Source organism: Pseudomonas sp. TE3899, from assembly GCF_056279105.1.
Genome location: NZ_JBWBQR010000001.1, coordinates 2,212,260 through 2,236,856, shown reverse-complemented (window position 1 = coordinate 2,236,856; position 24,597 = coordinate 2,212,260). Strand labels below are relative to the sequence as shown.

General features: G+C 62.1%; 23 protein-coding genes. 12 read left to right on the top strand and 11 right to left on the bottom strand.

Translation table 11 applies throughout. The annotated features are described in order from the left end of the window. Positions 1-18: 18 nt before the first annotated feature. Entirely contained in the window at positions 19-1,323 is a 1,305-nt protein-coding gene (locus tag ACZ89E_RS09985; protein ID WP_476255520.1) for an MFS transporter, read from the bottom strand. 166 nt (positions 1,324-1,489) lie between these two features. Between ACZ89E_RS09985 and ACZ89E_RS09980 the strand changes: the two genes are divergently transcribed. Beyond that, positions 1,490-2,407 carry a LysR substrate-binding domain-containing protein gene (locus tag ACZ89E_RS09980; protein ID WP_476255519.1) on the top strand — a complete coding sequence of 306 codons (918 nt, stop codon included), beginning with the start codon at positions 1,490-1,492 and terminating at the stop codon, positions 2,405-2,407. A 157-nt stretch (positions 2,408-2,564) separates the two neighbouring features. On the opposite strand, the gene ACZ89E_RS09975 is transcribed toward ACZ89E_RS09980, so the two are convergent. Continuing rightward, positions 2,565-3,323 carry a DUF899 domain-containing protein gene (locus ACZ89E_RS09975; protein WP_463260596.1) on the bottom strand — a complete coding sequence of 253 codons (759 nt, stop codon included), beginning with the start codon at positions 3,321-3,323 and terminating at the stop codon, positions 2,565-2,567. Positions 3,324-3,413: 90 nt separating this feature from the next. On the opposite strand from ACZ89E_RS09975, the gene ACZ89E_RS09970 reads away from it, so the two are divergent. From ACZ89E_RS09970 to ACZ89E_RS09960, 3 genes are all read left to right on the top strand, one after another. Further along, the gene (locus ACZ89E_RS09970; RefSeq protein ID WP_476255518.1) at positions 3,414-4,625 is read left to right on the top strand and encodes a helix-turn-helix domain-containing protein; all 1,212 of its coding nucleotides are present in this window, start codon (positions 3,414-3,416) and stop codon (positions 4,623-4,625) included. A 35-nt stretch (positions 4,626-4,660) separates the two neighbouring features. After that, on the top strand, positions 4,661-5,290 hold the full coding sequence (locus tag ACZ89E_RS09965; protein WP_476255517.1) for a Vgb family protein: 630 nt from the start codon (positions 4,661-4,663) through the stop codon (positions 5,288-5,290). Between the two features lie 153 nt (positions 5,291-5,443). After that, the gene (locus ACZ89E_RS09960; RefSeq protein ID WP_476255516.1) at positions 5,444-5,806 is read left to right on the top strand and encodes a hypothetical protein; all 363 of its coding nucleotides are present in this window, start codon (positions 5,444-5,446) and stop codon (positions 5,804-5,806) included. Here the strand turns inward: ACZ89E_RS09960 and ACZ89E_RS09955 are convergent. The 3 genes from ACZ89E_RS09955 to ACZ89E_RS09945 form a co-directional block, all read right to left on the bottom strand. Further along, a complete protein-coding gene (locus tag ACZ89E_RS09955) occupies positions 5,801-6,565 on the bottom strand; it encodes an alpha/beta hydrolase (protein ID WP_476255515.1) in 765 nt (254 codons plus the stop codon). The genes ACZ89E_RS09960 and ACZ89E_RS09955 overlap by 6 nt on opposite strands. Positions 6,566-6,649: 84 nt before the next feature. Beyond that, a complete protein-coding gene (yghX, locus tag ACZ89E_RS09950) occupies positions 6,650-7,543 on the bottom strand; it encodes a YghX family hydrolase (RefSeq protein ID WP_476255514.1) in 894 nt (297 codons plus the stop codon). Between the two features lie 24 nt (positions 7,544-7,567). Then, a complete protein-coding gene (locus tag ACZ89E_RS09945) occupies positions 7,568-8,068 on the bottom strand; it encodes a transporter suffix domain-containing protein (RefSeq protein WP_476255513.1) in 501 nt (166 codons plus the stop codon). A gap of 179 nt (positions 8,069-8,247) precedes the next feature. On the opposite strand from ACZ89E_RS09945, the gene ACZ89E_RS09940 reads away from it, so the two are divergent. The 3 genes from ACZ89E_RS09940 to ACZ89E_RS09930 are packed head-to-tail and all read left to right on the top strand — an operon-like array spanning position 8,248 to position 11,900. Continuing rightward, positions 8,248-9,765 carry an efflux transporter outer membrane subunit gene (locus ACZ89E_RS09940; protein ID WP_463260597.1) on the top strand — a complete coding sequence of 506 codons (1,518 nt, stop codon included), beginning with the start codon at positions 8,248-8,250 and terminating at the stop codon, positions 9,763-9,765. Continuing rightward, the gene (locus ACZ89E_RS09935; RefSeq protein ID WP_463260300.1) at positions 9,758-10,897 is read left to right on the top strand and encodes an HlyD family secretion protein; all 1,140 of its coding nucleotides are present in this window, start codon (positions 9,758-9,760) and stop codon (positions 10,895-10,897) included. Before ACZ89E_RS09940 ends, ACZ89E_RS09935 begins: the two co-directional genes overlap by 8 nt. After that, the gene (locus ACZ89E_RS09930) at positions 10,887-11,900 is read left to right on the top strand and encodes a DUF2955 domain-containing protein (protein ID WP_476255512.1); all 1,014 of its coding nucleotides are present in this window, start codon (positions 10,887-10,889) and stop codon (positions 11,898-11,900) included. The genes ACZ89E_RS09935 and ACZ89E_RS09930 overlap by 11 nt, the downstream gene beginning before the upstream one ends. A gap of 183 nt (positions 11,901-12,083) precedes the next feature. Here ACZ89E_RS09930 and ACZ89E_RS09925 read toward each other — a convergent pair whose 3' ends face one another. Next, a complete protein-coding gene (locus ACZ89E_RS09925; RefSeq protein ID WP_476255511.1) occupies positions 12,084-16,220 on the bottom strand; it encodes a CheR family methyltransferase in 4,137 nt (1,378 codons plus the stop codon). A 511-nt stretch (positions 16,221-16,731) separates the two neighbouring features. Continuing rightward, positions 16,732-18,495, bottom strand: coding sequence for an L-lactate permease (locus ACZ89E_RS09920; RefSeq protein ID WP_476255510.1), 1,764 nt, complete (start codon positions 18,493-18,495; stop codon positions 16,732-16,734). 156 nt (positions 18,496-18,651) lie between these two features. Here ACZ89E_RS09920 and ACZ89E_RS09915 point away from each other — a divergent pair, with 156 nt between their 5' ends. After that, positions 18,652-18,888, top strand: a complete 237-nt coding sequence (locus ACZ89E_RS09915) for a hypothetical protein (protein ID WP_149658494.1) — start codon at positions 18,652-18,654, stop codon at positions 18,886-18,888. 85 nt (positions 18,889-18,973) lie between these two features. Further along, positions 18,974-19,975, top strand: a complete 1,002-nt coding sequence (locus ACZ89E_RS09910) for a hypothetical protein (protein WP_476255509.1) — start codon at positions 18,974-18,976, stop codon at positions 19,973-19,975. Here the strand turns inward: ACZ89E_RS09910 and ACZ89E_RS09905 are convergent. Both ACZ89E_RS09905 and ACZ89E_RS09900 read right to left on the bottom strand, forming a co-directional pair. Then, a complete protein-coding gene (locus ACZ89E_RS09905) occupies positions 19,972-20,241 on the bottom strand; it encodes a hypothetical protein (RefSeq protein ID WP_463260307.1) in 270 nt (89 codons plus the stop codon). The two genes, ACZ89E_RS09910 and ACZ89E_RS09905, sit on opposite strands and share 4 nt — an antisense overlap. Continuing rightward, positions 20,238-20,552: a hypothetical protein gene (locus ACZ89E_RS09900; RefSeq protein ID WP_463260308.1), complete on the bottom strand. Its 315-nt coding sequence runs from the start codon at positions 20,550-20,552 to the stop codon at positions 20,238-20,240. Before ACZ89E_RS09900 ends, ACZ89E_RS09905 begins: the two co-directional genes overlap by 4 nt. 81 nt (positions 20,553-20,633) lie before the next feature. Here ACZ89E_RS09900 and ACZ89E_RS09895 point away from each other — a divergent pair, with 81 nt between their 5' ends. Next, positions 20,634-21,701, top strand: coding sequence for a hypothetical protein (locus ACZ89E_RS09895; protein ID WP_476255508.1), 1,068 nt, complete (start codon positions 20,634-20,636; stop codon positions 21,699-21,701). 222 nt (positions 21,702-21,923) lie between these two features. After that, complete coding sequence (locus ACZ89E_RS09890; protein WP_149658489.1) at positions 21,924-22,277, top strand: DUF1428 domain-containing protein; 354 nt, start codon at positions 21,924-21,926, stop codon at positions 22,275-22,277. A gap of 14 nt (positions 22,278-22,291) precedes the next feature. Here the strand turns inward: ACZ89E_RS09890 and ACZ89E_RS09885 are convergent, their stop codons facing one another. Beyond that, positions 22,292-22,486, bottom strand: a complete 195-nt coding sequence (locus tag ACZ89E_RS09885; protein WP_123409727.1) for a hypothetical protein — start codon at positions 22,484-22,486, stop codon at positions 22,292-22,294. A 60-nt stretch (positions 22,487-22,546) separates the two neighbouring features. On the opposite strand from ACZ89E_RS09885, the gene thpR reads away from it, so the two are divergent. Further along, on the top strand, positions 22,547-23,113 hold the full coding sequence (gene thpR, locus ACZ89E_RS09880; RefSeq protein ID WP_476255507.1) for an RNA 2',3'-cyclic phosphodiesterase: 567 nt from the start codon (positions 22,547-22,549) through the stop codon (positions 23,111-23,113). Positions 23,114-23,332: 219 nt separating this feature from the next. Here thpR and ACZ89E_RS09875 read toward each other — a convergent pair whose 3' ends face one another. Beyond that, positions 23,333-24,430: a polyamine ABC transporter substrate-binding protein gene (locus tag ACZ89E_RS09875; RefSeq protein WP_476255506.1), complete on the bottom strand. Its 1,098-nt coding sequence runs from the start codon at positions 24,428-24,430 to the stop codon at positions 23,333-23,335. Positions 24,431-24,597 lie beyond the last annotated feature (167 nt).

The window sequence follows — 24,597 nt, the reverse complement described above, 5'->3', positions numbered from 1 at the left end:
TTCTCCAGTGAATGAAGTCTATTGCGGCAAGGTCTGGTCGCGGGTTTCCACGGCAAACGGCAGGATCAGTATGCCGGCGACAAACGCGGCGGCTGTCCAGGCGATGGGCGCACCGAGGGAGCCGTGCCAGTGGATCGCGGCCGCCAGCAGGAAGTTGACCCCGGCGCCGATAAAGCGCCCGACCGAGGCATTGAAGGCGAACGCCGTGGCGCGGATGCGGGTCGGGTATTGCTCGGGCAGCCACAGTGAGAAAATCGCGAAGTTGCCGCCGAAGAAACCGAGGAACACCAGCGACACCATGAACAGGTGCAGGCCGTCGTCCATGTAGAACACCCAGCCGAACGCGACGACGATTGAGGCGGCCATGCCGGCAAAGTAGATGCCCAGCGCCTTGCGCCGTCCGACGCGCTCCGCCAGCCATGGCGCGATCAGGCAGCCGAGGATGGTGCTCAGGGACAGGATCGCCGCCCCGATGGAGGCCAGGTGCACGGCGCCGACGTGGTCGATGCCGGCGCGGGTCGCCAGGGTGACTACGGCGGTGGCTTCGTACACCGAACCGGCCCACAACCCGACGATGGCGACACCGACCAAGGCTGAGCTGGTGAGCGTGCGACGACGAAACGCCGGAGCGAAGATCTCCAGCCAGGAGCTATGCACTTTCGGCTCTGTGGCTTCGATGATCACCTTGCGCGGCTCTTTGACTTTGAGCGCGGTATAAATCGCCACGAACGCCGGGAACAGCCCGCACAGGAACATTACCCGCCAGCCATACGTGGCGCCGACCGTGTAGTTGAGCAACGCGGCAATAAAGAAGCCCAGGTAGTAGCCGGTTTGCAGGTAGCCCGCGCCCATCTTGCGTCGGTCTTCCGGCCAGCACTCGGCCACATACGTGCCCGCCAGTGCCCACTCGCCGCCAACGCCGATCCCGGCAATCAGCCGAAACGCCGCCAGTTGCCAGATGTTCTCGGAGAACGCCGCCGCGCCGGTAAACAGCGAGTACACCAGGATGCTCGCGGCCAGCATCTTCACCCGGCCAAAGCGGTCGGCCAGCGGCCCCCAGATAAACGACAAGCCCCAGCCGATCAGAAACAACCCGAACAGCAAAGAACCGTACATGGCGATATTGGCGGGGGTGGCGGTGATGCCGGAGTTGGGCAGCAACTCGGTCATGGCCGGGATCAGCACGAGGGCGAAGATCACGGAGTCGACGCCATCCAGGACCCAGCCCAGGTAGACCGTCCAGAAGCCGCGAATCTGCTCGCGGCTCAGGGGCGTCTTGATCGGTTTTTCCCGTGTTGCAGATGCAGTCATTGCTCTAGACATGGCGATCTCCCAGTGACCTTGTTCAGGCCTATGGAAACGCGACGCGGCAGTGGCGGCCGGTGGCGCTTCGTTTGTTATGAGACGAGTCTAGGCGTCGTATCTCATAAACTAAAAATATGATATTCCTCTGGTCCCAACGGAAAATCCGATGGCTTTGGAGAGGCTCATGGACCTGCGCCAATTGCGCTATTTCATCAAGGTGGTCGAGTGCGGCACCATCACCCGCGCCAGTGAAGCGCTGCACATTGCCCAGCCGGCGATCAGCCAGCAGATGCGCAATCTGGAGCAGGACATAGGCATGCAATTGCTCGAACGCAGCGTCCACGGCGTGGTGCCGACGGCGGCGGGGCGCACGTTATATCGGCATGCCATCGAATTGCTGCGCCAGGCCGACGGCACTCAGGAACTGCTGCGCCAGGACGCCGAGTTTCCCCAAGGCAAAGTCTCGGTGGGCATGCCGTCGAGTACTGCGCGGATGCTGGCGATCCCCCTGGCGCGCACCATTCGCAGCCGTTATCCGGGGATCAAACTGGAGTTGATCGATGCGCCAAGCGCCGAGCTTGGCGGCCTGATCACCGTAGGGCGCGTGGCGTTGGCGGTGAACGTCGATGTGGTCGAGCGCCGGGGCGTGGTGTCGCAGCGGCTGCTGACTGAAACGTTGTACCTGGTGGCGTGGCCGGAATTTTCGTTGCCTGATGGCCCGGTATCGATTGAGGCCTTGGCGAAGATGCCGCTGGTGCTGCCCTGTGCGCCGAATACGATTCGCAGTCGGGTCGAGTCAGCGTTTCAGGAGGCTGGCCTGCACTGTGAGGTAGAGTTTGAAGCCAACTCCACCGACCTGCTGTTCGCGGCGGTCAAGGCCCGACTCGGCGTGACCATCCTGCCGTGGGCGGCGGCGCATGCCGAGCTGGAGCAGCACAAGTTGAAACTGGCCAGGATCGACCATCGACTGTTCACCCGGGAGTTGTCGCTATGCTGGCATGACACGGCAGTGCAGAGCAACGCGGTGCAGAAGGTCAAGGCGACCATTTTTGAATTGTTCGACGGGTTTGGGCGCCAACCGGGGTGGGCGGATGGGCGGTGATAAGCAGTGGGTTTTTGTGTGTGTTTGAGGGCCTCTTCGCGGGCAAGCCTCGCTCCTACAGGTTTTGTGGTGGCCGCGGGATTATCGAACACCGCGAAACCCTGTAGGAGCGAGGCTTGCCCGCGAAGACGTCAGCCCAGACACTCAAAATTCCTGATCAACTGTACTCATCATGCCGCCGCCACCAAGGCCCTTGTTCATGCCTGCCCAACGGCGCCCGATCCAGCCACTGATACATCCCCCACAACCCGTCCAGCCCACGGGCATAGGTGGAATAGGTGTGATAAATCACGCCGTCCTCACGCACAAACGCACTCAACCCCGGCCGGTCCCGCGAATAGGTGGGCGCGTCGGTGCCACAGGTCGCCGCGAACTGCTCGACTGGCTCGGGGACCTGCGATTCATCCATCGCATGGCCACCGCGTTGATAGTTGTATTCGATCGTTCCTTCACGCTGCTGCGCCTCGGTGAACGACACATTGAAGTCGGCCGTGAAATCGCTGTCAGGCGCCGACGCCCAGGGAAACGTCCAGCCCATCCGCTGCCGGTACGCCAGCAGTTTCGCCAACGGTGCGCGGGACACGGCCATCAGCGTCACGTCGTGGTGCGCCAGGTGCGTGACGATGCCGTCAAACCCATCGGCAATCGCCGAGCAGGACGGGCAGCCCGCCGTGTAATCGGGGCCGAACATGAAGTGATAGACCAATAGTTGCGAGCGCCCCTCGAACAGCGTGTCCAGCGTCGCCGGACCGTGCTCGGTGTCGAAACGGTACGCCTTGTCGACCCGCACCCAGGGCAGCGCCTGACGTTGTCGGGCGAGTTCATCGCTGCGGCGGGTCAGGTCCTTCTCGGCTTTGAGCAACTCCAGGCGCGCAGCCAGCCATTGTTCTCGTGTAGCGATCGTGTGCTTGTTCATCATGCTTGCCTCCCATCGGGGTCAGTCATCGTGAGATAGACTAAATTCGAGAATTCGGACGGTGGGAGTGACAAATGTGGCGCGATTCAGATGGATGCGCTGATCACGGCGGCGGCACGGGCGCTGGCGGCGGGTGATCCTCTCGGTGCGCTGAACCGGGTGGCCTTGCGCGACGATGCGGCAGCGCTGGCACTGCGCGGCATTGCGATGGCGCAGCTCGGTGAGCTGGTGTTGGCCAGGACGCTGGTGCAACGGGCGGCGCGGGCCTTCGGGCCGAAGGAAAGCCTGGCACGGGCGCGCTGTGTGGTCGCCGAGGCCGAGATCGCGCTGGCCTCGCGGGACCTCGGTTGGCCGGTCAAGCAACTCGACATGGCGCGGGTCACGCTTGAGGCACACGGCGATGGCGTCAACGCCGCCCATGCGCGCTATCTGGCAATCCGGCGCTTGTTGCTGATCGGGCAACTGGATGACGCCCAGCAACAACTCAGCGCACTCGACCTCGCGCCACTGCCGCCGGCCTTGCGTGCGGTACATGAACTGGTGGTGGCCGGGATCGCCATGCGCCGCGTGCAATCACAGTCGGCGCGGGCGGCGCTGACCCGGGCGCAAGAGGCCGCACGGCAAGCTGCGATCCCCGCGTTATCCGCCGAAGTCGAACACGCGATCAACCTGTTGAACACCCCGGTCGCCCGGTTGATTGCCCATGGCCAGGAGCGCCCCTTGTTACTGGACGAGGTTGAAGCCTTGCTCGCTTCAACCGTGCTGGTGGTGGACGCGTGCCGTTACAGCGTGCGCGGCGCCGGCATGTCGGTGGCGCTGGGCACGCGCCCGGTGTTGTTCGCCATCGCCCGGGCCCTGGCCGAAGCCTGGCCTGCCGACGTGTCGAGAGAAGCCCTGATCGCCCGGGCCTTTCGCCTGAAACTCAGTGACGAGTCCCATCGCGCCCGGTTGCGCGTTGAAGTCGGGCGATTACGCGCGGCCCTTGAACCGTTGGCCAGCGTGACCGCGACCCCGCGCGGCTACGCGCTGGTGGCGAGTGACGTTGTGCTGCTGGCACCACCGGTCGAAGAAAAATACGCCACGGTGTTTGCCTTCCTCGCCGACGGTGAATCCTGGTCCAGCTCGGCCCTGGCGCTGGCCCTCGGCACCAGCCAACGCACGGTGCAACGGACCCTCGACACCCTGGCGGCGGACGGCAAGGTGCAGTCGTTCGGGCGCGGACGGGCGCGGCGCTGGATGACACCGCCAGTGCCGGGTTTCGCGACGACTTTGTTACTCACGGCGCCGTTGCCCAGTGCTTAGGATCACCTCACCAACCCCGTGACGAGGAACACCTCATGAAACACTCAGCAGCCGAAATCATCCGTGAATATGGACCCTTTGCCGGTGTCGACGCCGTGCATGGCGTGAGCTGGGACGGCCAGCATGTGTGGTTCGCCAGCGGCGAAAAACTCAACGCCCTCGACCCTGCCAGCGGCCAGACCGTACGCTCGATCGATGTCACCGCCGATGCTGGGACCGCGTTCGATGGCGAGCACCTGTTCCAGATCGCCGCCGACCGCATCCAGAAAATCGACCCCAAGACCGGCCGCGTGCTCCATACCATCCCCGCCCCCGGCAACAGCGACTCCGGCCTGACCTGGGCGGAGGGCATGCTGTGGGTCGGGGAGTACCGCGACCGCAAGATCCACCAGATCGACCCCGAGACCGGCAAGATTCTGCGCACCCTCGAATCCAACCGGTTTGTCACCGGGGTGACCTGGGTCGAAGGCGCGCTGTGGCATGGCACCTGGGAGGGCGACGAGAGCGAGTTGCGCCGGGTCGACCCGGCCACCGGGGATGTGCTGGAAAGCGTGAAGATGCCGGCGGGCGTCGGTGTTTCCGGGCTTGAGTCCGATGGCGCTGACCAGTTCTTTTGCGGCGGTGGTGGGAGTGGCAAGGTGCGGGCGGTGCGTCGGCCGAAATGAGTCGTGCGCTGTTTTAAGATCAAAAGATCGCAGCCTTCGGCAGCGCCTACAGGGGAAATGCATTCCAGCCGAAGGCTGCGATCTTTGACGATTTCATGTGGGTGAAATTTCGTATGATTGGCGCTTCCTCCCGCCAGTCACAAGGATCCACCCATGGCTTTAAGCAAACGCGACCAAACCCACATCGAGCGTCGCCTGGTCGCCACTTTGACTGACGCGTGCGAGACGGCCAAAGCAGAAATCGTCGGTTTCTGCTGGCTGACCCATGAGGTCGATTACAGCGTGTTCCCTTCCAGTTTGCGGGTGATCTGGGTGTTCGATACCGAGGCGCAGAAGGACCTGGCGCTGGCCAGCGGGCAGGGCGAGCGCATGGTCGTGCTGACGGCCACCGCACTCGATGAAGCGCAGGTGCTCGTCAGCCCTGTAGCGGCTCATGTGCAGTTCGACTCAGAAGAACAATGTCAGCGCGTCAACGGCGGAAATTGGCAGCAACGCCTGGCGCGACGCCGTTCATAACTCGGCGCCAATCAACTTGAGGTACTCGGGGCTTTCAGAAATGGAATTGTGCCCCACCCCCGCAATCACCTTCATCGACGCCACACCCTGGATGAACTGGCCATAGAGCCGCACCGTGCTTGAACGGGGGATCACTTCGTCATGTTCCGCCGCGATCAACAGGGTCGGCACGCTGATGTGCGCCGCGTATTTCGCCGAATCAAACGTGTCCTTCAACAACCACTTCACCGGAAACATCGGGTACTGGCGGATGCCGAGTTCCAGCAGGCTGTTATAGGGCGTAACCAGGATCAGCCGCGCCGCCGGGCGTTGGCTGGCCAGGCGGATCGCCACGCCCGTGCCGAGGCTGCGACCGACCACGGCCACCTGCGGGTGTTCGGCGTAAACCCGGTCAAACAAATCCAGGGCATCACGGGCAATGGCCTCCTCGGAGGGCGACCCGGAACTGCCGCCGAAGCCCCGGTAGTGCAACAGGTAGATCGCCTGATCCGGGAAGGCTGCGGAAAACGAAGGCAGGTTTTGCGAGACATCCTCGGCATTGCCGCCGAAGTAGAGCAACGCCTTGGGGCCGTCGTGGGGGCGGACCGACACCTGTAAGTTTGCGTCTGCCACCGCCAACGTGAGCACGCTGTCGGGTGGGGCATAGGTGCTGGGTTGCGGGAAATAGATGAGCGCGCGCTGAAACACGAACAACGCCACGCAGAGCAGCAGGTAGAGGGCTGCAATCGATACGAGGACGTACACCAGGATTCGTGACATGAGGCTGACTTTTCTGGGAGACAACCGCAGTCTAGTCCAACGCCAGATCAAAAGATCGCAGCTTTCGGCGGCTCCTACGTGGGTCTATGTCCCCTGTAAATACCGTTTGAACCACTCCAGCGTCCGGCCCCACGCAAGCTTGGCGGCGGCCTCATCGTAGCGAGGTGTGGAGTCGTTATGAAATCCATGATTCACCCCAGGGTAAATGTAAGCCTCATAGGTCTTGCCCGCAGCTTTCAGCGCTTGCTCGAACGCCGGCCAGCCTTCGTTGATGCGGGTATCCAGTTCGCCGTAGTGCAGCATCAGTGGTGCCTTGATTCGTGGCACGTCTTTGGACTCGGGCTGACGACCATAAAATGACACCGCCGCGCCCAACTCCGGATAGGCCACGGCCGCCGCATTGACGACACCGCCGCCGTAACAGAACCCGGTGATGCCGACTTTGCCGGTGCCCGCCGCGTGATTCATCAGCCACTCGATGGCGGCGAAGAAATCGTTCATGAGTTTTTCCGGGTCGACGGTCTGTTGCAGCTCCCGGCCCTTGTCGTCGTTGCCGGGGTAGCCACCGACCGAGGTCAGGCCATCCGGGGCGAGGGCGATGAACCCGGCCTTGGCCACGCGTCGGGCGACGTCCTCGATGTACGGGTTGAGCCCACGGTTCTCGTGCACAACCACCACCGCCGGCACCTTGCCCGTGGCTTTCGCCGGGCGCACCAGGTAACCACGAACCTGGCCGTGGCCCTTGGGTGACGGGTAGGTGATGTACTCGGCGAGGATGTCCGGGTCGGTGAATTCCACTTGCTCGGCCAGGGCGTAATTTGGGCTCAGGGCGGCGAGCAGGGCGGACGCGGTCAAGCCGCCCAGGGCGAACAACGCCGCGCGGTCGAGGAACTCGCGGCGGTTGATCTGACCATGCACGTAGTAGTCGTAGAGTTCCAGCAACTCGGGGGCGAAGTCTTTGGCGGTCAGACGGCTCATTGGCGTGCTTCCTGTCGATGCTTGCTAGGCATTGGCCACTTTGGCAGTGCGGATGAACAGCGCGCGTACCTTGTCCCAGAAGTTGCCCCCCAATACAAAAAAACTGCCGATCAACATCAGGTCGCCCAGTAATTGAAGTTGCCACAGGTTCGGCCGCAACCCGGGCCAAATGCTGTCGACGTAGGGTTCGAGAAACGCCGAAATCAGCGGCAGGCAGAACATCACCAGGCCGATACGATGCCGAACCGGGCCCACTTCGGTTTCCGCGCTGGGCGCCAGCGACGTCACGTAGCCGAACACGCTGCGCTTCAATTGCTGGAACCCGGCCTTGCCCATGACCGCGATGACCAGGATCAGCAAGACCTTGTTACTGATAAACAGCACGCCAGTCAGTGCCGCGACCTTGGAGCCCGGCAGTCCGACGGCCGCCGCGAGCGGCACCATCAGCCATGACCCCAGCATCAAACACAAAATCACGATGCCCAGTTTGAAGCGCCAGCCGGCGGAGTGGGGTTGGGTGGTCATGAGCGTTGCACCTTTTTGACAGATCGCCGTGGTTTTAGGGGCCCTTGGAAAGCGTAGCAGCTGACTCGTAGACGTGAGCAAGTCGGCAGCGTGTTTGCGGCCGCTCGATTTTCTTTCGGGCGACTATGCTCCAGTCATCTTCCTTGGCCGGGAAACCATCCATGCCTTTACGTGCCGCCATGCTGATCCGGTCGGGACCGCTCCTGCTGCTGCTCGGCCTCGGCGGCTGCGCGCGCGTGGGGCCCGACTTTCAGCCGCCCGGCGAGGAATGGGTCAAGCACTGGAGCACACCGGCACTGGAGCAATCCAGCGAGCGGGGCGCGAGCCCGGACCTGCGCCAGTGGTGGCAAGTGTTCAATGACCCGGTGCTCGACCAGTTGATCACCGACGCGGATGCACACAATTCCAGCCTGAAAATCGCCGGCCTGCGGGTCATGGAAGCCCGGGCACAATTGGGCATCGCCCAGGCCGGGCGTTACCCGCAATTCCAGCAAGCCAGTGTCGATCTGCTTTACGCGCAGCGCCGGCAGTACAGCGGCAGCAACCCGAAGAACAGCCGGTTCTGGCAATTCAGTGAAGGCTTCGACGTCGGTTGGGAGCTGGACTTCTGGGGACGTTTCAGTCGGGCCATCGAGTCCTCGGATGCCAGCTACTTCGCCGCCCAGGCCAACTACGAAGACGTGCTGGTGCTGCTGCGCGCCCAGGTGGCCGACACCTACTTTTCCCTGCGCACCACCGAAGCGCGACTGCGGGTCGCCCGGGACAACACCCACCAGCAAAAGCGCAGCCTGGAGATTACGCGCAAGCTGTTCGCCAGCGGCCAGACCGCCGAACTCGACTTGCAACAGGCCAAGACCCAATACCTTGGCACCCTGGCCAGCATCCCCAGCCTCGAAGACCAACTGCATCGCACCCGCAATGCCCTGTCGGTGCTGACCGGGCAGGCGCCGGGTGAGCTGCCGCAAGTGACGGCCAATGAAGAACTGATCCCGCTGCTTGACCGCGCCGTGCTGCAGGACGTGCCGGCCAATTTGCTGCTGCGTCGCCCGGATGTGCGCGCCGCTGAGCTGAACGTCGCCGCGCAATCGGCGCTGATCGGCGTGGCCGTGAGTGATTTTTATCCGTCGCTGACCTTGCTCGGCAGCATCGTCTGGACCGCCAGTTCCGTGGGCGGCACGCCGAACAACCTGGACGTTGTCGGCGGCCCGAGCCTGCGTTGGAACCTGTTCGATCACGGCCAGATCAGCAACAACGTGCGGGTCCAGGACGCGCGTTTGCAGCAGTTGATCGAGTCCTACCGCGACACCGTGCGCCAGGCCGCCCGTGAAGCCGACGATGCCGCCAGCGGCTTGAGTCAATCCCTGGAGCGCGAACGCATCCTGCGCCAGGCCGAGGTGGCGGCCCAGCGCTCGCTGGTGCTGGCCCGCGCGCAATACAGCGAAGGTTTTTCAGACTTTCAGCGGGTGCTGGATGCGCAACGGGCGCTGCTCGAACAACAGGACAATTACCTGGTCAGCCGCAGCAATGCCGTCAGTAATCTGATCGCCCTGTACAAGGCTCTCGGCGGTGGCTGGTACGCCGCCCAGCCCATCCTCGATCGCGCCACGCAAAAGCAAATGGAAAAACGCACGGACTGGGGCGACCTGCTCGACGAATCCAGTCTTACCCCGTCCGATAAGGTGAACAACCATGAGTGAAGTCGCGCCGCCCTCTACTGAAGCGCCTGTTGCAAAGGCGCCAGCGCCGGCCGCCGATCCGGCCAGGAAAGGCATCAAGTGGGTGTTGCTGCTGATCCTGCTCAGCCTCGCCTGGTACGTGCTGGCGGACCGCTTCACGCCTTACACGCAGCAGGCGCGGGTCGGGGCGTTTGTCATTCCGGTGGCCTCGGAGGTGGCGGGGCGGGTGGTCCGGGTGAATGTGCGCAACAACCAGGACGTGCGGGCCGGGGACATTCTGTTCGAGGTCGATCCGCAGCCCTATCAGATCGCCGTTGACCGCGCCCGCGCCGACCTCGAATCGACCCGGCGCCAAATCGGCGCCAGCACCGCCGGCATCGCTGCGGCGCAAGCCTCGTTGCGCGCGGCCCAGGCCAATGAACTCAAGACACGCCAGGATAATCAGCGGCTCGAAGGCTTGTACCGCGCCGATAAAGGCACAGTGTCGGTGCGCCTGCTGGAAGTGTCGCGGGCCAATCTCGAACAGGCCTCCAGCCAGGTCGCTGCCGCCGAAGCCGAAGTGCAGCGGGCCAAAGAGCAGGAGGGCGGCAGCGAGGCGGATAACGCCGTGCTGCGTAGCGCCGCGACCGCGTTGTCGAAAGCAGAACTGGATTTGGCCAACACCCGCATCGGCGCGCGATCGGCCGGGCTGATCACCGACCTGCGCACCGATGTCGGCCAGTTCGCCGCCGCCGGCAGCCCGGTGATGACCCTGATCGCGATCCACGACGTGTGGATCAGTGCCGACATGACCGAGAACAACCTCGGCCTGGTCAAACCCGATACGCGGGTGGCCATTGTGCTGGATGCCTTGCCCGGCGAAGTGTTCGGCGGCCGGGTGCGCAGTGTCGGGTACGGTGTCAGTGTCGGCCCGGGGACCACGCCCGGCACTTTGCCGAGCGTGCAGAACAGCCGCGACTGGCTGCGTCCGGCCCAGCGCTTTCCGGTGGTGATCGAGTTCGATGAGGACGCCTTGAACGCCCTGCGCGACAGCCGTTCGATCCGCGCGGGCGGGCAGGCCGAAGTCATGGCGTTCCCGGCATCGGGCAATCCGTTGAACCCGCTCGGCCGAGTGTTCTTGAGTGTGATGAGTTGGCTGTCGTATGCCTACTAAGCGCACGGTTCGCGATCAGCGTGCTCTGCGTCTGGCCACGGGCACGGCGCTGTGCCTCGCAGCCAGTTTCGGCTTGGCCTTGCCGATTCCGTTTCTCGCGCCCGTGCTGGCGCTGCTGTTCCTGGCCACGCTCAATCAGCCGCTGCCGTTCAAGGCCGGGGTGGTGCTGGCACTGGTGGCGATGCTGACCACCGGCGTCGGCTTGTTGTTGCTGCCGTTGCTGCGCTATTACCCGGCCAGTGGATTGCTGCTGATTGGTGTCGGGTTGTTTGGGGTGTTTCGCTTTGGCCTGCGCGGTGGCAATAACCTGATCGTGACCTTTCTGGTAATCGGCCTGACCATGATTTCCGCGGCCGGCACCGCCAGTTTTGAACTGGCGGCGATGGTGATCGGCGCGTTGGTCAAGGGCTTGCTACTAGCGGTGCTGGTGGTGACGTTGAGTCATGGTCTGTTTCCCGAGCCAGCCAATGCGCCGCCGTCGCCCGCCGCGCCGATGCTCGCCACCGAAGACATCGACCGGGTGGCGTTGCGCGCCACGCTGATCGTATTGCCGGCGTTCCTGCTGGCGCTGATCGACCCGGCCAGCTACCTGCCGATCATCCTCAAAGCGGTCAGCCTCGGTCAGCAAAGCTCCACCACCACCGCGCGCAACGCCGGGCGTGAGTTGCTTGGTTCGACGCTACTGGGCGGTGTGCTGGCGATCCTGTTCTGGTGCGCCCTGAGCCTGTTCGTGCACCTGTGGATGTTCTTCCTGTGGATGCTGCTGTTCGGCCTGGTGCTGGCGCGCAAACTCTACGCCCTGAGCCCGACCCGGTTCAGCCCGGGGTTCTGGCTCAATACGCTGATCACGCTGATCATTTTGCTGGGCCAGTCGGTGCAGGACAGCGCGGCCGGCAAGGACGTCTACACCGCGTTTGCGGTGCGCATGGGGTTGTTTATCGGGGTGACGGTGTATGCGTGCTGGATGGTTCATGTGCTTGAGCCGCGCCGTCTAGAGGCCTAAGCGATTCCTGTGGCGAGGGAGCTTGCTCCCGCTCGGCTGCGAAGCAGTCGTAAAACCGGTGAACGCGGTGTACCTGGTACATAGCGGTGACTGGTTTTGGGGCCGCTTCGCGACCCAGCGGGAGCAAGCTCCCTCGCCACAGGTTTGGGGGGCATCTTCAAAAAGGGGACTGATCTATTTAAATCAATCCAATCGCGTCTGCCTCAGCTCTTCAATCGTCTCGATCAGCGCGTCATAGGACACCGGTTTGCCCAAGTGCCGGTCGAAACCGGATTTGCGAGTTTTTTCGACGTCGCTTTGCGCGCCATAACCGGTCAAGGCAATCGCTGGCACCGGCTTGATATGCGGCAGTTCACGCAGGGCGCGCATCAGCTCATAGCCGTTCATGCCAGGCATGCCCACGTCGGAGACCACCAGGTCATATTGCCCGGTCTGGGCGGCTTCCAGTGCCCGGTGTGGTTCAGCGAAGGCGATGACTTGGGCATCTTCCATTTCCAGCAGCATCTTCATCGTGTCCAGCACGTCCCGCGAGTCGTCCACCAGCAACACGGTGAGGCCGGCCAGACGTCCGGACTGTTCGCCGGGCTTGGTCGATGGCGTCACTTTGTCATGGGGCTGGCTCAAGGGCAGACGGACGGTAAAGGTGCAACCCAGGCCCAGCCCTGGAGAGGAGACCTCGACACTGCCACCATGGGCCTCGGTCAATTGCCTCACCAGCGACAGTCCGATCCCCAACCCGTTACGGTGATGGGTCGCGTGCTGATTGGCCGCTTGACCGAACAGGTCGAATACTTCATCCAGACTTTCGGTGCTCAAACCTACTCCGCTGTCCTGCACATCGAGCCGGGCCATGCCCGCTTCGCGGGTGGCGATCAAGCGGATCTGGCCACTCCCCGGGGTGAATTTCAGGGCGTTGTTCACCAGGTTCCAGATGATTTGTTCGACCCGGGTCGGGTCAGCATCGATGACCAACGCTTCAGGCAGTTGCAGCGTCACGTCGACGCCAGGATGGGCATTGGTCACCACCTGATACACATCGCGCAGCATCCGGTTCAAATCCACGGCGCTGCGCTTGAGCCGCAGCTTGCCGGTGCGCACCCGGGCCACATCGAGCAGATCATCGATGATCCGGGCCTGGCTGCTCACCGCGTCGCAAATGGTGTTGACCGCTTTTTCCGCCGGCGCCGTCGACTTGATCAGCGGCAGGCGCCGCAGCAGTTCGGCGTTGAGCTGAATCAGGTTCAGCGGGTGCTTGAGTTCGTGGGACATCACCGCAAAGAACTCATCCTTCAAATGGCTGCTGCTCTGGGTTTCCGCCAGTTGCTGGTTTTGCTCTTCATGCAGGCGCTTGTGACCCGTCAGGTCCCGGGCAATTTTTACGTAGCCCTGGAGGTTGTCACCGCGCAGCAGGGTGACTTCGCCGCTGCAGAAGAAGCGGCTGCCGTCCTTGCGCAGGTGCCAGCGTTCGTCTTCGTTGCGGCCATTGATGCGCACCGTCGACAGCTCGGTTTCAGGTACGCCGGCAGCACGATCTTCTTCGGAGAAAATGAAGTCGTAATAGGCGCCTTCGGCCTCGAATTTTTTGTAGCCGAAGATCAATTCCGCGCCTTTGTTCCAAGTGGTGATGATGCCCAGTTCATCGAGGGTGATGATCGCGTAGTCGCGGGTGCTTTCGGCGACCAGGCGCATGCGTTCTTCACCCAGGCGCAGCTCTTCTTCGGCGGCATGGCGCTTGGTGATGTCGATGAACGTCAGCACGGTGCCGTCGATGTGGTCGGCGCTGGAGCGGTAAGGCAGGAGGCGGGCGATGTACCAGCGATTGTCGGTGCTGCTGACTTCGCGCTCGATCATGTTCAAGGATTCGAACACCAGCGCCGCGTCGCCTGCCAGGTCTTCGTAATCCAGGCGATGGGTGATGTCGAGCAGCGAGCGCCCGGTGTCCACGGGCAACATGCTGAAGATATCGGTGGCCCGTGGCGTGAACCATTTGATGCGCATGCTGCTGTCGACAAACACCGTGGCAATGTCGGTGGAGGCGATCAGGTTGGTCAGGTAGTCATTGATCTTGTCGGTTTCTTCGACTTTGGTTTTCAGCTCGAAGTTGACCGTCAGCAGCTCTTCGTTGATCGACTGCAACTCTTCCTTGCTGGTTTCCAGCTCTTCGGTGGCCGAGCGCAGTTCTTCGTTGATCGCCTGCATTTCTTCGTTGGAGGCCTTGAGCTCTTCGCTGGAGACTTCCGATTGTTCGATGGTGTCCTGCAACTGCAACTTGGTGCGTTGCAGTTCCCGTTCAAGGTTGGACAGCACCTGGTTTTCGGTTTGCAGCACCGTGGAATTCGAGACTTCCGACGGGTCGACTTCGACCTCTTCGAACATCAGCAGCACGCACTCGCTCTCCGACTCTTCGTCACGGTAGGGGTGGGCCGCGAGGTCGACGCGGTAGCTGCGATCCTCACGCTTGATCGCCACCGTGCGCGACTTGACCATCTGGCTGCCTTGCTGCGCCTGGAACAGTGTGGTACGAACTTCCAGGCGCAATTCCGGAAGGATCAGCGTCAACAGATTGCGCGACAGCTCGCCGCCGACATGCCGCAGGAAACGCCCCGCGCTATCGCTCATGTGCAGGATGTCGGCATTGGCGTCGACGATCATGCTCGGCGGCGCCGAGTTTTCCAGGGCGCGTTGGTGAATGTCGGCAAACGACAGTTTGCGCGGCTTCTGGCTGGTTGGGGGCTGGCGGGTAATGTCGGTTCGCACATAGCCTCCACGGGGCATGGTCGGGGCGCGTCGGCTGCTGCCGGTGCCGGTCTTGGCCCGGAAGATCCGGTTGCGTTTGTCGACCGGGGCAAACAGGTCGTGGCAGGCATCCGCGCTCTCGGACGTGCCCAGGAACAGGAAGCCACCCGGGCGCAGGGCAAAGTGGAACATCTGCAGGATTTCCCGTTGGACCTCGCGGTCCAGGTAGATCAGCAGATTGCGACAGACGATCAGGTCCATGTGCGAAAACGGTGGATCGGACAACAGGCTGTGCTTGGCAAACAGGACCTTTTCGCGCAGCTCTTTACGAATCCGGTAGTGCTGGTTTTCTTTGGCGAAATAGTGACGCAATCGCGTGGGCGGCACATCGGTGATGATCGCTTGCGGGTACAGCCCGCTGCGCCCGATGCTGATGGCACGCTCGTCGATATCAGTGGCAAACAACTGCAACGACGCCTGGCTGGTGTCCAGTTGCATCTGATCGTTGACCAGCATCGCCAGGCTGTAAACCTCTTCGCCGGTGGAGCAGCCCGCCGACCAGATGCGGATTTCTTCTTTTTCCGGGTGGGCCGAGATGGCCGCGCTGACCAGTTGCGGCACCACGTCGCGTTCCAGCGCTTCGAAGGCCTCGCGGTCGCGGAAGAAATTGGTCACGCCGATCAGCATGTCGGCCAGCAACGCCTTGGTTTCTTCGGGGCTGCTCACCAGGTAGCGATAGTAGGCGGCCAGGTCCGGTTGCGCGGTGACCTGCATCCGCCGCTCGATGCGCCGTAACACGGTGGCGCGCTTGTAGTGCTTGAAATCGTGACCGGTGCCGGCGCGCAACTGGATCAGCACGTCACGCAACAACTGTTCGGCCGCCACCGCGTCGCGCTCGGCGACCGAGGCGATGGTTTGCAGATCGGGGTCGTTGGCCGTGGGCAGGGAAATCGCCTTGGCGTTGCGCCACAACTCCAGCAACTTTTGCGGCATCTCCACCACGGGCAGTACCAGGTCGACCATCTGGGTGTCGATGGCCGCCTGGGGCATGCCGTCGAACTCGGCGTCTTCCGGCGCCTGGGCCAGGGTCACTCCGCCTTGTTCCTTGATCCGCGACAAACCGACCGCGCCATCCGAACCGGTGCCGGACAACACCAGGCAAAACGCCCGTTCACGGTGCACATCGGCGAGGTCGCGGAAAAACAGATCGATGGCGCAAGTCCGCCCCAGGCGCGGGTCGGACGGGCTGACTTCAAGGTAACCGTCGTTCATCGACAGTCGATGGGCGGGAGAAATCACGTACACGTGGTTACGTTCGATAGCCACCTTTTCGGTGACCTGCAGGACCGGCATCTGGGTCGATTCCTGGATGATCTTGTCGGCACTGCTTTCGTGATCCGGCGACAGGTGCAGGATGATCACGAACGCCATGCCGTTGTCCTGGGGCATGTTTTCGAAAAACAGTTTGATCGCTTGCAGGCCCCCGGCGGACGCACCAATGCCGACGACACCAAAATCGAGTGGGTGCAGCGGGTGTTGCTCGGACTGGGCAACTTGGGTTGTCGAGTCGGGTGAATTCGTCATGGATAGGTGCCTTGAAAAGGCGACGTCCAGGCGCCGCGGCAAAATGGTGAGGCGGCTCCTGCCTTGGGAATCATCGGCAGGGCTATTTATATTCAGCAGTCGGGATTAGTGACATGCAGGCCAATAACGCAAATCGGGCGGCCGGGAAATTTAGCATTCTATTCGCAATTGGGGTGGACGTTTTGTGGAGGACTGAGTCGGCCAATCAATACCCTCCGGGCGCGCGAGCTCAGCCTTTTAAGCTTAGCCGATTATCAAGGGATAAGCTGCGAGTGAGAAGGTTCCCTGTCGCTTGGAACCAAGGTGCTCAATGGCAAGCCGTACACACAACCTGTGGCGAGGGAGCTTGCTCCCGCTGGGTCGCGAAGCGGCCCCAAAAGCAGTCGCCGCGGTGTATCAGGTACACCGCGTTCACCGGTTTTACGACTGCTTCGCAGCCGAGCGGGAGCAAGCTCCCTCGCCACAACAAAGATCCACCGCAAGCTCCCTCACCACAGGGGATCGGGTTGTCTCAGTGTCCGCCCACCACCATATGGCTGAACGGCGCCACATACGCCTGCAACGTCACCAGCCCGCCGACCAGGATCGCCAGCACGATGGAGTGGAAGAACACGTAACGCAGAATCTCCCCTTCATGCCCATACCAGCGGGTTGCCGTGGAGGCGACCACGATGGACTGGGCATCGACCATCTTGCCCATGACCCCACCGGAACTGTTCGCCGCGGCCATCAACACCGGACTGATCCCCAGTTGCTCGGAAGTCACCCGTTGCAAGCCGCCAAACAGCACGTTGGAAGCCGTATCGGAACCGGTCAGCGCCACGCCGAGCCAGCCGAGCAGGGTGCCGAACATCGGGTAGAAAATCCCCGTGGCGGCGAAGGCCAGGCCCATGGTGGCGTCCAGTCCCGAGTAGCGCGTGAGGTAGCCGAGGGCAAGCATCGCCGCAATGGTGATCAACGAATACCGCACCACCCACAGGGTGCGCAGGTACTGGCGCGCCAATTGCGGAATCGAATAACCCATCAGCAACCCACCGAGGATCGCCGCGAAGAAAATGCCGCTGCCGGTGGCGGTGAACCAGGTGAATTTGTAGATCGCGTCTTCGGTTTTCGGCGTCGGTACGACCGGCGGTACTTTCTCGACTTGCTGGTGCAGGGTGGTGAAGGTCAGGGCCGGGGAGAAGATCGGATTGGCCTCACGCAACGGTTTACCCTGCGGATCGAGGGTGGCGGAGTGGGTTTGTGGGTCGATCACGGCGCGGGTGTCGAACATGTTTTTGAAGCCCTGGGTGCCCCAGGCGAACACGAACACTGTGAGGATGATCCACGGCATCCACGCGCGCATGACCGCCGGTTTGGCATCCCCGGAAAACGTCGCACTGGCTTCGGGTTTTTGCTCATGCTCCGGGTCGATTTTCGAGTTGTCGACGCGCCCCGACAGCGCCGCCGAAGTGTGCACGGTGGCCGGTTTCCACACCTTGAGGAATCCGGTCAGGCACGCCATGGATATCAACGCGGCGATCACGTCCACCAGCATCGGCCCGTGGTAATTGGAGACGAGGAACTGCGGCACGGCAAAACTGACCCCTGCCACCAGAATCGGCGGCCAGATTTCCAGCATCTTGCGCCAACCGGCGAAGGCCCAGATCAACCAGAACGGCACCAGCACCGAGAAGAACGGCAACTGCCGCCCGACCATCATCGACAGCTCCATTTCATCCAGCCCGGTGACTTTGGCCAGGGTGATGATCGGGGTGCCGAGGGCGCCGAAGGCTACCGGCGCAGTGTTCGCGATCAGCGCCAGGCCAGAGGCGGCCAGCGGCGAGAAACCCAGGCCGATCAGAATCGCCCCGGTCACCGCCACCGGCGTGCCGAACCCGGCCGCGCCTTCGAAGAATGCGCCGAAGCAGAAGGCGATCAGCAGCAATTGCAGACGCCGGTCGTCGGTGATGCGTGCGAGGGAATCCTGCAGCACTTTGAACGAGCCGTTCTCGGTGGTCAGTCGGTGCAGGAAGATGATGTTGAGCACGATCCAGCCAATCGGCAGCAGCCCGTTGGCCGCGCCGAACAGCGCCGCCGTACCGGCCATGTTCGCCGGCATGCCGAAGGCGAAGATCGCGATCAGCAAGGCTGAGGCCAGGGCCAGCAGCGCCGCCAGGTGCGCCTTGACATGGAAAAACGCCAGGGAGGCCAGCATCACCACCACCGGCACTGCGGCCATGATGGTTGATAACACCGGGTTGCCGAACGGGTCGTAGATTTGCTGCCAGACCATGTTCCACCTCTGCTTTTTATTGTTGGAGGCGCAGATCCTTTGCGGGTAGGTTGCGTGGAGTATAGGTGGCATTTGGCCGCTGTCTTGGCGACCGTTTTCGCTGAGCTAACATCACTCAAGCGTGATTCGTTCATCCATAAGAAGAGGAATGCAGTAATGACCGAGCGCCATATGGTCCACACGGAAACCCTGTCCAATAGCTGCAAGATCGAGGTCAAGGCCAGGATATTGAGGGATGGTTCGCTGGAGATGTTTATCGGCGTCTACCAGCCGAACGGCGCGGTGATTGTGGAAGACCATGCTCCGAAGCCGCATCTGTTGGATATGGAAGCTGCGTTCGACTGGGGAATTGAGCAGGCGCGGGGGATCGGGAACAGCCAGCGGACGCTGTAACGCACATGGCGCTGTGGATGGACGCATTAGTAGCCCTTTAGTAGCATCGGCCATTCTCAGCGTTCAGGCGCATCAAGGATGATCCATGTCAGCTTTCCCACCGCGCATGTGGCCAATCACCGCCCTATGCGCATTGCTCAGCGGTTGCAGCCTCAACGGTTCCTACCCCGAGGTCGTTGACCCCAATCCCGCCAAACTGCGTTTTGTCGCCAACGTCGACAATGCCAGCCTCATGCTGTTCACCGCTGAACGCTGCCAGGGCTACACCACGGGTGTGCTCAATAATGTGTTTGCCCGCGACACTTCTCGGCGGGTGGGCATGAGCTTTGCGCCGCCGGCCGATGCTCGGGGCTACCTGGAAATCAAGCTCAAGCCCGAACAACCGGCCTTTCTGATGGTGTGCGGTTCGCCGGCGTTCAACCTCACGCCTGCGCCCGGCGCTGAATATGAGTTGAAGGTCGATTCCGTGAAATCCCGATGCGTGGCGTCCTTGCAGCAGGTCGAGCGGGTGGACGGCAAGACGCTGCGCACCTCGCTGCCGCTGGAGCACAAGGGCCTGGCCGCTTGCACGGGGACATCGCCGATCTTCCCGGTGGTGCCATTACCCGATACGCCAAAGCGCGTGGAGATGATTGATCGCATCATCAATGCCAGCGTGACGGCGGACATGAAAGTCGACTCCGCCGAGGTGACGCGTCTGCGTAGGCCGCCCGATAAACTGGAGCAGCAGATCAGCGCGCGCAAGTCGCAGCTATGGTTCACTTTTCCGGAGGAATACTGGGCTCAATACCGACGCAACTTCAGGACCTTCGATCATGAGATGAGCCAGGTCAACGCGCAGGCATTGACGCGTTATCGGGAGGAGTTTGGGTTGCGCTTGCGACAGTACGATGATCAGACGCTCGACACGTGGCAGGGGCCAGTCGCTGAGCAACTGACCCAGGCGATGCGCGAGTTTTACCTCAGCACTGACACCCGGCTGGCGCATCAGGCGTTCCGTCGTTTGGTTACGCCCATGGCGGAGCTGGACGACCAATACGGTGTTTGCCTGCGTTCAATGTCGTGCTGGAAATGGAATGTGCACTAAAACGTGAAGCTGCGAGACGAGCGGGGTGCGTGCTGCGCCAACTCGACGTCAAGCAGATGCTCGACCAGCACATCATTCAAGAAGCGGAACTGATCATTCAGCCCGACCACTTCGTTACTGAAGTGGTTGGCGGCGGCCGGCATCAGCAAGTCTTCGAACTGTGGGTCGAACACCAGCGCGATCTCTTTGCGAGACACCACCTGTTGAGAATAGTAGTTGCTGCCGAACACCGGGAAACTCACGGCCAGGGTAACGATGCGGATCATGACGGGTGCTCCTCAGTGGTGCCGATGTCCAGGAAAAAGCGCGAAAACAGGGTCAGCGTGACGGCGGTCAGGGCCAGGCAGGTCAGGAGATGGATCAACATGATGTGCCCCTCCGATGCGGGGTTTGCGTTGGGTATGGGCTGATCCTGCGCCGGACGGTTTTTTTGCGGAAGGCGTTCGTTACGATGGTGGATATCGACGGTAATGATGGTGAAGGTTTTTTCATAGACGACGGTGCCAAATCTGTAGGAGCGAGGCTTGCCCGCGAAGAGGCCCGCAACAACACCAACGATCTCCAGACGAACGGCCAAAACCCTCAACCTATACTCAACTCAATAGTCTTATAAGCACCGGACATTTCGTTCGGGAGCGCCTTTTAGGACACCGCGATCTTGAACCTGCGTTCGCTGATCGTCGCCGTGATGCTGGTGTTGGCGGGGTGCGCCACGTCGACGCGTGCCCCGGTGGTGGCGCCGGTCGTGGTGGTGTCGCCCAGCACCTGGCAGCAGGTGGACCGGGAGATCGTCGCGGCGTCGCAATCGGCCACCGAGCAGACCAAGATCTACGCGCGCGGTGCCATGGATTACTGGCGCACGCGGGTCTATCAACTGACCGAAGAAAACTTCATTCCCTGGTTCAGCAGTTACTGGACCCAGGAATGGCTGTCGATGAAGGTCAGTTGGTACACGCTCAGCGCCGCGGGCGAGCAGGACGCCTCAGCCAAGCGTTTGGCGGACTACCTGCTGGAGCAATACCAGCAGCGCGTGCTGGCGCCGGTCGCGGTGGAGATTGATCCCGACGCGATTCTCGGCCTGGCCACGGCCTTCTACGTCGACATACTCCAGGAAGAATTGCAGAAGATTTCCCAACGTCACGGCATACCGATGGCGCAGCTCAACGGCCGCCTGCAGAAAATCCCCGCCATCGCCCTCGGCCCCCCTTCGGCCCGGGACGCCTCGCTCTATCAGGTCGTGCACACCCAGCCGCTGAACACGTTGCCAGCCTATGCGGCGCTGATCGACAAGATCCACAAGGCGGGCGGGGACAAGGGCGTGGATTCGACCGACACCGCCATGGCGCCGGTGGCCAAGCGCGCCAGCCAGCGGATGGAGGCCGAGCTGCCCTCGCGCGGGGCCGCCAGTGCGGTGGCTGCGGCGGCGGGCAAACTGGCCGGCGGGTTGATCACCATTGGGGTCGCCGGGATTCGCGCGATTATCCGGGCCAATGACCGGCCGGACAGCGAGGCGCTGATTCGCAGCAGTTTGGGCAACACCTTCGACAAGGCCTGGACCAAGCTGGTGCAGAACCCGACGACCGGCGTCATGGCGGGCACGCTGTACCTGGCCGCGCAGATCGAGGGCAACCTGGCGGGGAGCGCTGAAGTACCGTCGGTCAGCTCGAGCGGTGGTGCTGTCGATTGGAGCCCGACAGAATCGACTACTCAGCAGGTCAACCCCTGACCAGTGCCGCAAGGGCTGAACACAGTCCCTGAGGTGGCCAAATAACCTGTGGCGAGGGGGCTTGCCCCCGTTGGGTCGCGAAGCGTCCCAAAAATCAGTCGTCGCAGTTCTTCAGGTACACCGCGTTGGCTGGTTTTACGACTGCTTCGCAGCCGAACGGGGGCGAGCGCCCTCGCCACAGAGGCAGTGTTCACAACGCCCTAACCCAGCAGGAGAACGACCATGTCCTACATCGACGGCCTGATCGCCGCAGTCCCCACCGCCAACCGCGAAAAATTCATCAAGCACGCCGAGGTCGCCGCCAAGATCTTCAAAGAGGCCGGCGCCCTGAGCATCACTGAATGCTGGGGCGATGACGTGCCCGACGGCAAGGTGACCTCGTTTCCGATGGCGGTGAAACTCAAGGAAGACGAAACCGTGATCTTTTCCTGGATCGTCTGGCCCGACAAGGCCACCCGCGATGCCGGGATGCAGAAAGTCATGGTTGATCCGCGCATGCAACAAGACGTCAACCCGATGCCGTTCGACGGCCAGCGCATGGTCTTTGGCGGCTTCAACGTTGTGCTGCAAGCGTAACCACCACTGCGGGATCACTCGTGCGCCGGGGTGATCCTGCAACTCTTGCGGTTGCGGATCTCGTTGTCCGTCGGTCGCTCCCGCACGAACTCGAAACGCGGCTCACCTTCGCTATAGTGAACCAGCCAGCCCCATTCCAGCTCGGCCTCGTCCTGACCGGGTTGCGGCGGCATCGCCCACCATGGCTCTTTGCTGATGATCTCTCGCATGGCGCCCTCCGGTTGATTCGGTTGGTTCAACTATAACGTGCATGTCAGGAGGTGCCAGGCGTGAGCGACGAATCCCATGAACCGCTCAAGCGGCTGTTCTTCGCCTTGAGCTGCGCCCCCGAGCCGCGCCGGAAGATTGCCCAGTGGCGCAGCGCCCTGCAACTGCGCAGCGGACGGCCGGTGCCGGCGGAAAACTTTCACCTGACCTTGATGTTTCTGGGCGCGGTGGGCGTGGCGCAGATTGCCGAGCTCTGCACGGCGGCGGCGAATGTGCGGGTGCCGGGCGCGCCGTTGCGAGTGGTGCTGGATCGAGTGGATGTCTGGCGCAAGCATGGGGTTCTGGTGCTTGTGCCGCAGCAGGCGCCAGCGGAGTTGTTGCGGCTGGTTTACGCGTTGGAACAGGCGATGTTGCCGTTCGGGTTTGAGGATTCGCCGAAGGAATTCAGGCCGCATCTGACCTTGATGCGCGACTATCGATTGCCAGTGCCTGAGTCCTCGACGCCACCAGAATTTGTGTTGCGGGCCGAGCATTTCACACTGTTCGAATCCCACAAGGGTCATTACCGAGCGCTGGCCGAATGGCCACTGGTGTCTCAGGACCAAAAAAAGGCGCCCGAGGGCGCCTGAAATTCACCTTAACCGAGGAGCCAGGTGAGGCCGTTCGCAGGAGGTGCAGCGGTGGTAAGGCGCTGCGTGAACGGAAGAAGGGAAAACAGCTATCACATGATCGTTCCCACGCTCCGCGTGGGAATGCCTCCACGGACGCTCCGCGTTCGGCTCTGGATGGGACGCGGAGCGTCCCGGGCTGCATTCCCACGCAGAGCGTGGGAACGATCGGGGTGTCAGTTATTTACCGAGTTTCACGCGGGTCCAGCCCCGGGTCATCACGCGTTGAACGCCAATCGGCATGTCCGGAATCGCATACAACGTCGCCATAACGGCCAGGGACGGATACGACCCCGGATCATTGCGAATCGCTTCATCCACCAACGGCGTCGCCGCCGCGTTGGCATTGCTGTAGCCGATGTTATTGGTGATCTCGGCGATGATGTCCGGGCGCATCAGGAAGTTCATGAACAGGTAGGCATTCTCGACGTTGGCCGCGTCTCGGGGGATGGCGACCATGTCGTAGAAACTGCCGGCGCCTTCTTTCGGGATGCTGTAGTCGATCTTCACCAGGTCGCCGGCCTCTTTGGCCCGGGCCTTGGCTTGCAACACGTCGCCGGAATAACCGACGGCCACGCAGATGTTGCCGTTGGCCAGGTCGGAGATGTACTTCGAGGAATGGAAGTACGCCACCGACGGCCGAATCTTCATGAACAGTGCTTCGGCTTCGGCGATTTGGTTCTTGTCCTGGGAGTTCACCGGGTAGCCCAGGTAGTGCAGGGCGGCGGGGAGCATTTCGGTCGGCGAATCGAGGAAACTGATGCCGCAGGCTTTGAGTTTTTCCGCGTTTTCCGGTTTGAACAGCAGGTCCCAGGAGTTGGTCGGCGCATTGGCCCCGAGCACTTCCTTGACCTTGGCCGGGTTGAAACCGATGCCGATCGAGCCCCACATGTACGGGAAGGCGTGACCGTTGTCCGGGTCGCTGGCCGAGGCGTTTTTCAGCAGCACCGGGTTGAGGTTTTTCCAGTTCGGCAGCTTCGATTTGTCCAGCGTCTGATAGACGCCGGCCTTGATCTGCTTGGCCAGGAAACTGTTGGACGGCACCACGATGTCGTAGCCGGATTTACCCGCGAGCAGGCGTGCCTCAAGGGTTTCGTTGCTGTCGAACACATCGTAGGTCACGCGGATGCCGGTCTCGTCTTCGAACTTCTTGACCGTGTCCGCGGCGATGTAATCCGACCAGTTATAGACGCGCAGCACCTTGTCGTTGGCCTGGGCGCCGGTGGTGATCGCGCCCACTAAGGACAGTGTCAGCAGAGTCCTGCCAAACATTTTCATCGGTACAACTCCATTCTTCTTATTCAAAAACACAAAACGTGTGGCGAGTGAGCTTTTGTGGCGAGGGGGCTTGCCCCCGTTGGGTCGCGAAGCGGCCCCAAAACCTGCAACCGAGGTGTATCAGGTACACCGCGTTCACTGGTTTTACGACTGCTTCGCAGCCGAAC

Bases quoted from the DNA above. Each gene is read 5' to 3' on its own strand.
- ACZ89E_RS09985 (WP_476255520.1), bottom strand. From the start codon at position 1,323: ATGTCTAGAGCAATGACTGCATCTGCAACACGGGAAAAACCGATCAAG.
- ACZ89E_RS09980 (WP_476255519.1), top strand. From the start codon at position 1,490: ATGGACCTGCGCCAATTGCGCTATTTCATCAAGGTGGTCGAGTGCGGC.
- ACZ89E_RS09975 (WP_463260596.1), bottom strand. From the start codon at position 3,323: ATGAACAAGCACACGATCGCTACACGAGAACAATGGCTGGCTGCGCGC.
- ACZ89E_RS09970 (WP_476255518.1), top strand. From the start codon at position 3,414: ATGGATGCGCTGATCACGGCGGCGGCACGGGCGCTGGCGGCGGGTGAT.
- ACZ89E_RS09965 (WP_476255517.1), top strand. From the start codon at position 4,661: ATGAAACACTCAGCAGCCGAAATCATCCGTGAATATGGACCCTTTGCC.
- ACZ89E_RS09960 (WP_476255516.1), top strand. From the start codon at position 5,444: ATGGCTTTAAGCAAACGCGACCAAACCCACATCGAGCGTCGCCTGGTC.
- ACZ89E_RS09955 (WP_476255515.1), bottom strand. From the start codon at position 6,565: ATGTCACGAATCCTGGTGTACGTCCTCGTATCGATTGCAGCCCTCTAC.
- yghX (WP_476255514.1), bottom strand. From the start codon at position 7,543: ATGAGCCGTCTGACCGCCAAAGACTTCGCCCCCGAGTTGCTGGAACTC.
- ACZ89E_RS09945 (WP_476255513.1), bottom strand. From the start codon at position 8,068: ATGACCACCCAACCCCACTCCGCCGGCTGGCGCTTCAAACTGGGCATC.
- ACZ89E_RS09940 (WP_463260597.1), top strand. From the start codon at position 8,248: ATGCTGATCCGGTCGGGACCGCTCCTGCTGCTGCTCGGCCTCGGCGGC.
- ACZ89E_RS09935 (WP_463260300.1), top strand. From the start codon at position 9,758: ATGAGTGAAGTCGCGCCGCCCTCTACTGAAGCGCCTGTTGCAAAGGCG.
- ACZ89E_RS09930 (WP_476255512.1), top strand. From the start codon at position 10,887: ATGCCTACTAAGCGCACGGTTCGCGATCAGCGTGCTCTGCGTCTGGCC.
- ACZ89E_RS09925 (WP_476255511.1), bottom strand. From the start codon at position 16,220: ATGACGAATTCACCCGACTCGACAACCCAAGTTGCCCAGTCCGAGCAA.
- ACZ89E_RS09920 (WP_476255510.1), bottom strand. From the start codon at position 18,495: ATGGTCTGGCAGCAAATCTACGACCCGTTCGGCAACCCGGTGTTATCA.
- ACZ89E_RS09915 (WP_149658494.1), top strand. From the start codon at position 18,652: ATGACCGAGCGCCATATGGTCCACACGGAAACCCTGTCCAATAGCTGC.
- ACZ89E_RS09910 (WP_476255509.1), top strand. From the start codon at position 18,974: ATGTCAGCTTTCCCACCGCGCATGTGGCCAATCACCGCCCTATGCGCA.
- ACZ89E_RS09905 (WP_463260307.1), bottom strand. From the start codon at position 20,241: ATGATCCGCATCGTTACCCTGGCCGTGAGTTTCCCGGTGTTCGGCAGC.
- ACZ89E_RS09890 (WP_149658489.1), top strand. From the start codon at position 21,924: ATGTCCTACATCGACGGCCTGATCGCCGCAGTCCCCACCGCCAACCGC.
- ACZ89E_RS09885 (WP_123409727.1), bottom strand. From the start codon at position 22,486: ATGCGAGAGATCATCAGCAAAGAGCCATGGTGGGCGATGCCGCCGCAA.
- ACZ89E_RS09875 (WP_476255506.1), bottom strand. From the start codon at position 24,430: ATGAAAATGTTTGGCAGGACTCTGCTGACACTGTCCTTAGTGGGCGCG.